Origin of the sequence: Micromonospora sp. LOL_013, assembly GCF_048060315.1 — a bacterium.
GTDB lineage: Bacteria > Actinomycetota > Actinomycetes > Mycobacteriales > Micromonosporaceae > Micromonospora_E.
This window is the reverse complement of the sequence record NZ_JBHMIQ010000072.1, coordinates 1-7,895: the sequence shown is the minus strand read 5'-3', so window position 1 is coordinate 7,895 and position 7,895 is coordinate 1. Positions and strand designations below refer to the sequence as shown.

Genomic DNA, 7,895 nt, shown 5'->3' with positions numbered 1-7,895 from the left:
GCTTATCAAGCACCCTGTTGAGTTCTCAAAGAACAAACACACACCAGCAGAACCACCCACATCAAGCAGGCAACCCCACCAGGGCCATCCGTCCCACCCGACTTTCGTCGGGCAACTTCCCTATCTTACCCGGTTGGTTTCGCGTTGTCAAGAGCCAGTTTCAACTCTCTCGCACCACCCGAATTCCCCCGCGCTTGATCCAGCCGCTCTGCGACTGTCTTTGGTCGGGGGTCCGGCAGACCGGCCCTCCTCGTTACCCGAGGCTCAGCCCGGCTCCCTGCCGGCTTCCTACCTTACCCGGTCGGTTTCGCAATCTCAAGCCCGGCTTGCCGGTGAGTCGCACCGCCCGCCCAGTCTGGTTCGGCGGTCACCCGCCCCATCCTGGCTGTCTGCGTTTCCGGCCGTTTTGTCCGTGTCCCGCTGACAGAGAGAAAGTTACGCGGCGCCGCGACGGAACGCAAGTTGATCTTGAAGATTCTTGGCAAGATCCATATATGCGCAGGTCAACGCGGGTGCGACCGGACGGGTGCGGGTCCTGACTCGGCGAACTGCCCGGCGGTTGACCTACGCGGCGTGGGGTCCATGGGTGCAGGAGGGCGTTGTGTTGCGGTGCGCCCCTTCGACGACGCCGGCGGCCCTCGACCTGGCCACCGGGCCCCCGCGCCGCAGCCGACCGTGTCAGAGTGGCTCTCATGACTGTCGAAGGACCACAGGCCATCGACGCCGTCTCCGCCCTACTGCTGCCGTTCTGGCAGATCGTGATCGGCGCTGTGGTGGTGGTGGCCGTGATCGTCTCGATCCACCGGCTCATCCTTCGCGGGCCGTCCCGGATGACGAAGGCGCTGCTGATCCTCGGCGGCGCGATCATCAGCCTCGCGGTGATCGGCGTACTCACCTCTGGTGGTTGACGCTGCGTCCGACGTAGCCGGCGGTCCCGGCGGCGCTTCCCGCCCGCCCGGTGTCAGAGCCGGCGGTTCGCCAGGCTCGGCAACTCGCGCCGGATGGACTCCAGCCGCCCTGGGTCGAGATCAGCGAACACCACGCCGGGGACATCCGGCGCCTGGGCGACGACGACGCCCCAAGGGTCGACCACCATGCTGCGGCCGAAACAGGTACGGCTCGGCTCATGCTCGCCGATCTGGCCGGCTGCCAACACGTAGCACTGGTTCTCGATCGCCCGGGCGCGGAGCAGAACCTCCCAGTGGTCCCGGCCGGTGTGCAGCATGAACGCTGCCGGCACAACCAGAACCTGGGCGCCCAGCTCGGTCGCGAGCCGCCGGTACAGCTCAGGGAACCTCAGGTCGTAGCAGATAGACAGGCCGATCCGGATGCCGTCGCACTCCACCACGACCGAGTTGGCCCCGGGTGCCACGCTGCTCGACTCCTGGTACGAGACCCGACCGGGAATCTCGACGTCGTACAGGTGGATCTTTCGGTAGGTGGCGGCCAGCTCGCCGTCACGGTCGAAGACCAGGCAGGTATTGAACGTACGGTCTGGGTCGGGCCCGCGTTCGTGGTAGGAGCCAACCACCACCCACATCCCTAGCTCGCGCGCGGCGTCGGCGAAGAACCGTCCGACTGTGCCGTCGACGGGCTCGGGGTCGGGCAGCCCTGCCGCAGTGCCGAGATAGTCGACGTACTCGGGAAGAACCGCGAGATCGGCTCCGCCGGCGGCGGCCGACGAAAGCAGCCCGTACGCCGTCGCCAAGTTGGCGGCCTGGTCGGAGCGACTGTTCAGCTGGCAGACAGCGACACGCACGGGCGGTGCTCCCTGGTTGTGTTGCGGCTAGGCCGACTTCTCCTCGCGGTCGCGCCGACGCCGGCCGGTGAACTCCCGCGGCACGATCGTCGGGTTGACGTTCTCCAGCACAGCCTCACGGGTGATCAGCACCCGGGCAGCGTCCGGGTTGCTCGGCACCTCGTACATCACGGAGAGCAGCACCTCCTCCATGATCGCCCGCAGGCCGCGGGCACCGGTGCCGCGGAGCAACGCCTGATCCGCGATGGCCTCCAACGCACCGGGGTCGAACTCCAGCTCCACGTTATCCAACTCGAACAGACGCTGGTACTGGCGGACCAGAGCGTTGCGGGGCTGGGTCAGGATCCGGACCAGGGCCTCGCGGTCCAGGCTGCGGACGTTGGTGATCACCGGGAGCCGGCCGATGAACTCCGGGATCAGCCCGAACTTGAGCATGTCCTCCGGCATGACCTGGGTGAGGATGTCGTCGGTGGACCGCTCGGACACTGCCCGGAGCCGGGCCCCGAAGCCGGTGCCGCCCTGCCCGGTGCGCGACTCGATGATCTGGTCCAGGCCGGCGAACGCACCGCCGCAGATGAACAGCACGTTGGTGGTGTCGATCTGGATGAACTCCTGGTGCGGGTGTTTGCGCCCGCCCTGGGGCGGCACGTTGGCCACCGTACCCTCGAGGATCTTCAGCAGGGCCTGCTGGACGCCCTCGCCGGAGACGTCCCGGGTGATCGACGGGTTCTCCGACTTACGGGCAATCTTGTCGACCTCGTCGACGTAGATGATTCCGGTCTCGGCCCGCTTGATGTCGTAGTCGGCCGCCTGGATCAGCTTGAGCAGGATGTTCTCGACGTCCTCGCCGACGTAGCCGGCCTCGGTCAGCGCGGTCGCGTCCGCGATGGCGAACGGCACGTTGAGCATCCGGGCGAGGGTCTGCGCGAGGTGGGTCTTGCCGCAGCCGGTGGGCCCGATCAGCAGGATGTTCGACTTGGCGACCTCGACGGCATCGTTCGCCCCGGGCGCTCCGGCAGCATCCGCCTGGATCCGCTTGTAGTGGTTGTAGACGGCGACCGCGAGCGCCTTCTTGGCGTGGTCCTGGCCGACCACGTACGAGTCCAGGAACTGGCAGATCTCCATCGGCTTGGGAAGCTCTTCCCACTTGACCTCGCCGGACTCGGCCAGCTCCTCCTCGATGATCTCGTTGCAGAGATCGATGCACTCGTCGCAGATATAGACCCCTGGGCCCGCGATGAGCTTCTTGACCTGCTTCTGCGACTTGCCGCAGAAGGAGCACTTGAGTAGGTCGCCGCCGTCGCCGATCCGTGCCACCTACGTTCTCCCTGCGCTCTCGGCCGGTCTCGCCGGCCCTGGCCTAAGGACGGTCTGCCTCGTCAGTGTCGAGCACCTTGCCGCCGGTCAACTCCGTCAGACGGTGCATCTCGACGTTACCCGCTGGCGGGGCAAACTCCGACCCCCAAAATCGGGTGTGTCAGAGGTCGGCCAGTCTACTCACTGCCCGGCCGACCTCTGACCGTGCGTCGTCAGCTGGCCGAGCTGGCCGCCAGCACACCCTTCTTCCGGCTGGTCAGGATGGTGTCGACCAGGCCGTAGTCGCGAGACTCCTCCGCCGTCATGATCTTGTCGCGGTCGATGTCCTTACGGACCTTCTCGACCGCCTGGTTGCAGTGCCGGGACAGCATCTCCTCCAGCTGGGTCCGCATCCGGAGGATCTCGCGGGCCTGAATCTCGATGTCCGAGCCCTGCCCGTAGCCGCCCTCGGTGGCCGGCTGGTGGATGATGATCCGCGAGTTCGGCAACGCCATCCGCTTGCCGGGGGTGCCGGCGGCGAGCAGCACCGCGGCCGCGCTGGCCGCCTGCCCCAGGCAGACCGTCATGATGTCCGGCCGGACGTACTGCATCGTGTCGTAGATCGCCGTCATGGCGGTGAACGAGCCACCCGGCGAGTTGATGTACATGATGATGTCCCGGTCCGGGTCCGTGCCCTCGAGGGTGAGCAGCTGGGCCATCACGTCGTTGGCCGACGCGTCGTCCACCTGCACCCCGAGGAAGATGATCCGGTCCTCGAAGAGCTTGTTGTACGGGTTCGACTCCTTGATCCCGTACGAGGTGCGCTCCACGAACGACGGCAGGACGTACCGGTTGTGCACCGGAGCGAACCCGGGCGGCATGGTCAGGTCAGTCATCGTCGCCTTCCTCAGTTGCGGGTGCCAGCGCCGGTCGGGACCTGCGTGGCTCCAGTGATCACCCGGTCGATGAAACCGTAGTCGAGCGCCTCGGCGGCAGTGAACCAGCGGTCACGGTCCGAGTCCGCCTCGATCTGCCCCGGCTCCTGCCCGGTGTGGAACGCCACCCGCTCCTGGAACATCCGCTTGGTGTAGAGCATCTGCTCGGCCTGGATGGCGATGTCGGAGGCGGTACCGCCCATCCCGCCGGACGGCTGGTGCATCATGATCCGCGCGTGTGGCAGGGCGTACCGCTTGCCCGGCGCACCGGCGCAGAGCAGCAACTGGCCCATGGACGCGGCCATACCCATCGCGATGGTGGCCACGTCGTTGCTGACGTACTGCATGGTGTCGTAAATCGCCATGCCCGAGTAGACCGACCCGCCCGGCGAGTTGATGTACAGGTTGATGTCCCGGTCCGGGTCCTCGGCGGCCAGCAGCAGCAACTGGGCGCAGATCCGGTTGGCCACCTGGTCGGTCACCTCGCTGCCCAGGAAGATGATCCGTTCCTTGAGCAGCCGGTTGAAGACCGTGTCGTCGAGGTTGCCACTGAGTGAGTCACCGCCGCGGGCCTCGCTCACCCGGATGGGCATAGCTGGGATGTGCAGATCGGTCATGGCAGCCCTTCGCTCTCCGTGCGTCGTTAAGCCCGACATTAACCGTTGCGAACGGGCCGGGCGCCGTTCTCAGGGTGCTGTTCGCTCACAGCGCAGGGGGCCGCGACACATGGTGCAGCGGTCACCCCGGTTGAGCAGGCGGGTGGTCCGCTACGACGAACGGGCCATCGGCCGGGCATGTGCATCCCGGCCGACAGCCCGTGGTCGGTCACGCTCAGTGCTCGTGGTTGTGCTCGGCCTCGTTGGCTTCCCGGATGGCATCCATGCTGATCGGGTTGCCGGCAGCGTCCTTCATCGTGATCCGCTCCATCACCAGGCCGAGTGCCTTGCCCCGGCGGACGTCGCCGTAGACCGCTCCCGCCGCACCGGACCGGGCCAGCTGGTCGTAGTACTGCTGAGGCGCCATCCCGGCCCGCTGGGCGCGGTGCACGATCTCGTGGCCGAACTCGTCGTCGGAGACCTGGACGTCCTCGGCGTCGGCGAGGGTGTCCAGCAGCAGCTGGATCTTGACCGCCTTGCCGGCCGCCTCGGCCAGCTCCGCGTCGATGTCGGACTCGGACTTCTCCTCGGAGCCGAGGTAGTCCTCCCAGGAGGCCCCGATCCGCTCCAGCTGGTCGGTCATGGCCTGCTTGCGGTGCTCGACCTCCTCGCGGACCACGCCGTCGGGTGCCGGCACGTCAGCCGCCTCAACCAACTGGTCGAGGGCCTTGTCCCGGGCGGCGTAGATCTGCTCGACCCGCTTGACCCGCTCGACCTTCTGTCGCAGGTCGTTGCGCAGCTCCTCCAGGCTGTCGAACTCGCTGGCCAGCTGGGCGAACGCGTCGTCCAGCTCCGGCAGCTCCTTCTCCTTGACGGTACGCACGGTCACCGCGACGTCCGCGTCCCGGCCGGCGTAGTCGCCGCCGACCAGTTGGGTGACGAAGCTCGTCGCCGCGCCGGCGGCCAGCCCGACCAGCACCTCGTCCAAGCCGGGCAGCAGCTGCTTGCTGCCGACCTCGTGGGAGAGGTTGGACGCCGAACCGCCCGGCACTTCCTCGCCGTCGACGGTCGCGGCCAGATCGATCTGGACGTAGTCGCCCTCCTGGGCCGGACGCTCGACCGTCTTGAGGGTGGCGAACCGCTCACGCAGCCCGCCGATCTGGTCCTCGATCTCCTTTTCGTCGATCTGCAGCTCGTCGACGGTGACCTCGATGGTGCTGAGCTCCGGCAGGCTCAGCTGTGGGCGTACGTCCATCTCCGCAGTGAACTTCAGCGCCTCGCCGTCGGTGAAGTCGGTGACCTCCACCTCCGGCCGGCCGAGCGTCTTCACCTCGTGCTCGCGGACGGCGGCCAGGATGTTCTGCGGGATCGCCTCCTGGACGGCCTCGTTGAGCACCGCGCCCCGGCCGATCCGCTGGTCGATCACGGCCGCCGGCACCTTGCCCTTACGGAAGCCGGGGATGGTGACCTGTTGGGAGATCTCCCGGTACGCCTTCCGCAGGCTCGGTTCGAGCTCGACGAACGGCACCTCGATGGCGAGCCGGACCCGAGTCGGGCTCAAGGTCTCGACGGTGCTCTTCACAGGCGTACTCCTTGATGCATGTCAGTCTTGTCCGGTCGTCGCTGTCGGCGCCGGGCGCTGCTCGAGGCAGCCACCCCCGCCGTGTGGCATGGCACAGCCCATCGAGTGTAGGCCCTGCCGGCAGGCCGGATCGTTCTCGCCCGGTGCCGAGCCGGCGGTTGACAGTCGGGGTGGCGGGATTTGAACCCACGGCCCCTCGCTCCCAAAGCGAGTGCGCTACCAAACTGCGCCACACCCCGTGGCACCGGTCAGTCTATGCCGTCGGCAATCCGCCGCGCCGGCCGGTATCCCGCCAGCTGTCGGATCAACCCGCCGCGCCGCCGGCGGGACCCCCGTGCGGCAGACCCGGGATAACTTGTACGCTAGACGGCGCGCCCTGCCCGCCGGGGCGCACGCGGGCGTAGCTCAATGGTAGAGCCTCAGTCTTCCAAACTGATTACGCGAGTTCGATTCTCGTCGCCCGCTCCACTTGCTCCGCCGCAGGTCAGCGGCGCTACTCCCCTTCCGGTACGCCGTCGGCGGTCAGGGCGCCCTGCCCCGGCGCGGCCGGGAGGAAGATGTGGGTGTGCCCGTTGCCAGCGTCGACGTTGAGCACGTCGAGTTGTGTCGCTGCGACCGACCAAGTGGTGACCGCGATGTCCCGCTGACGGCCGGCGAGCTCCAGCAGAGTTCCGCGGTCATCCTGTGGAAGGGCCAGCGCCGCCGTGTATGTGTCGACCGCGGCATCGAGCGCCCGTACCGCCGCAGCCAGACCGGAACGGGCGATGTTGACGCCGGTACCACCGGACGGCGGGTTGGCAAAGTCCTCGACCACGTCCCTGGTGATGCCCCGCCACCCTTCGACGTCTGACTGGGGAGCTGCCGGACCGGGCGGTTGGCCCGCCGGCACCGCACCGGCCAGCCCGTCGAGCACTGGCAAGAGGTTCTCCTGCGTACGGCGGGCAAGCGAGGTCAGCTCCACGATCTGGGCAGCGTTCCGCTCCTCCTCCTGCGCCTGCAGCTGCGCGACTCGGTCGTCGAGCGGTTCGGAGTCAGCTGCGTCAGTGGAGTCGCCTGCGGTCACGGCTCCGATCGGCGCAGCGAGTAGTGCGCCCAGCGCGAATGCGATCACCAGTGGAGCCAGGCGACGAACCGACGGCGTCCCCGGCGAGGCTGCCCGGGTGGCCGGCCGGGCGGACGATCTGGCGGAGTCACGGGCGCTGCGGCTTCGGCGATCTGCCGGCATGGTGGAGCCTCTCCACTGCTGGTGACGGTGGGGTCACGCATTGGCTCGCCGACGGCCGCTGCGTCTCGCGGGGTGGGCCCGGCACCGGCCCGCCGAGGCTGGCACCGGGGTTGAAACCACTCTAACGGACCTCCCGACCGCGCCGGGGGTACCGATGTGTCGGCGCCGCTGGCTGGCAGCACGGGAGCGCCGCCGCCCCGGTCGGAATGATCCGTTGGGCGGGGTCGTTGTGCATGGTCGCGCCACCCACTCCGGCCCGCAGCCGCCAGGCGGCAGTCAGGCTCCGGCCCGGCCAGTGGATCGGGTCGGTGGACCCGGTCGGGAATCGTCGGCGGGCCGGCGTGGTTGTACATGGTCACGGCGCGCAGCAGCGCACCCGCGCCCCACCAGCTTGTGGGCGTGCCGGAGCCGCCGCGAGCCGATCCCGTGTCGCACTCCCGTACCGCGTCTGACCCCCGTACCACCCGGATGACCGTTTACCGCGCACCCGCCCGTCCGTGAC

Annotated in this window: 7 protein-coding genes and 2 tRNA genes; 2 read left to right on the top strand and 7 right to left on the bottom strand. The window is 68.2% G+C overall.

Features of this window, described 5'->3' with window-relative positions; all coding sequences use genetic code 11:
• The first annotated feature begins 692 nt into the window (after positions 1 to 692).
• Positions 693 to 908, top strand: a complete 216-nt coding sequence (locus ACFHWS_RS28135; RefSeq protein ID WP_416557318.1) for a hypothetical protein — start codon at positions 693 to 695, stop codon at positions 906 to 908.
• Positions 909 to 961: 53 nt separating this feature from the next.
• Here the strand turns inward: ACFHWS_RS28135 and ACFHWS_RS28130 are convergent, their stop codons facing one another.
• From ACFHWS_RS28130 to ACFHWS_RS28105, 6 genes are all read right to left on the bottom strand, one after another.
• Positions 962 to 1,759 (bottom strand): carbon-nitrogen hydrolase family protein, encoded by a 798-nt coding sequence (locus tag ACFHWS_RS28130; protein ID WP_416569538.1) that lies wholly within the window; start codon positions 1,757 to 1,759, stop codon positions 962 to 964.
• Between the two features lie 27 nt (positions 1,760 to 1,786).
• Positions 1,787 to 3,076: an ATP-dependent Clp protease ATP-binding subunit ClpX gene (clpX, locus tag ACFHWS_RS28125; RefSeq protein WP_416557320.1), complete on the bottom strand. Its 1,290-nt coding sequence runs from the start codon at positions 3,074 to 3,076 to the stop codon at positions 1,787 to 1,789.
• A 212-nt stretch (positions 3,077 to 3,288) separates the two neighbouring features.
• Entirely contained in the window at positions 3,289 to 3,951 is a 663-nt protein-coding gene (locus ACFHWS_RS28120; RefSeq protein WP_123603014.1) for an ATP-dependent Clp protease proteolytic subunit, read from the bottom strand.
• 11 nt (positions 3,952 to 3,962) lie between these two features.
• A complete protein-coding gene (locus ACFHWS_RS28115) occupies positions 3,963 to 4,607 on the bottom strand; it encodes a ClpP family protease (RefSeq protein WP_416557321.1) in 645 nt (214 codons plus the stop codon).
• Between the two features lie 214 nt (positions 4,608 to 4,821).
• Positions 4,822 to 6,168, bottom strand: coding sequence for a trigger factor (tig, locus tag ACFHWS_RS28110; RefSeq protein WP_416557322.1), 1,347 nt, complete (start codon positions 6,166 to 6,168; stop codon positions 4,822 to 4,824).
• A 165-nt stretch (positions 6,169 to 6,333) separates the two neighbouring features.
• Positions 6,334 to 6,407 (bottom strand) — tRNA-Pro (locus ACFHWS_RS28105).
• Between the two features lie 155 nt (positions 6,408 to 6,562).
• Between ACFHWS_RS28105 and ACFHWS_RS28100 the strand changes: the two genes are divergently transcribed.
• Positions 6,563 to 6,636, top strand: a tRNA-Gly gene (locus ACFHWS_RS28100).
• 25 nt (positions 6,637 to 6,661) lie between these two features.
• On the opposite strand, the gene ACFHWS_RS28095 is transcribed toward ACFHWS_RS28100, so the two are convergent.
• A complete protein-coding gene (locus tag ACFHWS_RS28095; protein ID WP_416557338.1) occupies positions 6,662 to 7,279 on the bottom strand; it encodes a hypothetical protein in 618 nt (205 codons plus the stop codon).
• Between the last annotated feature and the right edge of the window lie 616 nt (positions 7,280 to 7,895).